This is a genomic window from Lederbergia panacisoli (genome assembly GCF_024626525.1).
Classification (GTDB): Bacteria; Bacillota; Bacilli; order Bacillales; family Bacillaceae_C; genus Lederbergia; species Lederbergia panacisoli.
The window spans coordinates 1-781 of the sequence record NZ_JANJGU010000039.1; the positions used below are offsets into that span (position 1 = coordinate 1).

Annotated in this window: 1 protein-coding gene; it reads right to left on the bottom strand. The window is 41.2% G+C overall.

Annotated features, from left to right (window positions below; translation table 11 throughout):
- Positions 1 to 620 (bottom strand): transposase (locus NQ185_RS20080; RefSeq protein WP_506323688.1); only part of this gene is annotated, 620 nt, incomplete at its 3' end.
- Between the last annotated feature and the right edge of the window lie 161 nt (positions 621 to 781).

The window sequence follows — 781 nt, forward strand, 5'->3', positions numbered from 1 at the left end:
ACCCAATGGTCCATTTTTTTGTAATCCACATAGCCACGGTCCATCACATGGGTCGCATGAGGATCTATTACGAGCTCAAGCATGACTTCACGATCATCCACATTACCTGTAGAAGGAATGACCATGTCGGGATAAGCTGTGCCGGGATCCGTTACCACAATCCGAGTATGTAGCTTCACGCAATTACTATGCTTTGTAAAATACGTCCACTTTCCTAGTGTAGGTCCAAGAAGCAGAGAAGAAGAATCTACGAGATGAAGACGACCTAAAGAAGGGATCCCTTTTCCTTTACTCGTCAGCTTATTCAATTGGGTAACAGCGGCAAGAAATAACTGCCGTGGTAGGATTGAAGGTAAAGCATTGACTCGACGACATAGTTGAGAAGCACTAATACTGGTTAGGCCAAACAGTTCCTCTGTACCTTCCATGGCACGAATACGCTCTTCTGTTTCCTCGTAGGATTTCCAATTTCCCAATTGCATGGTGACACAAATCTTCATTAAATTAGCCGTGGTCAGTTTTTTTACGCCGTTGTCTAAGTACGAACACTTAAATGTTTCAAACGGTAAGAAAGATAAGCATTTACTAAATACACTCTGATTTGATATGATGTTATCCATGAAAGTCTCCTTTGGTAGCAGTCACGGATAACGTGGGTTCAACTTCTAGTTTAGGAGACTTTTTTGCTTTCGTCCATAAAATGGCCCCCTATTATTCCAATTAATAGGAGGTAAATTAAATTTATTTTTTGGCCTGTGGATACATATGCAATGCTAGTGGA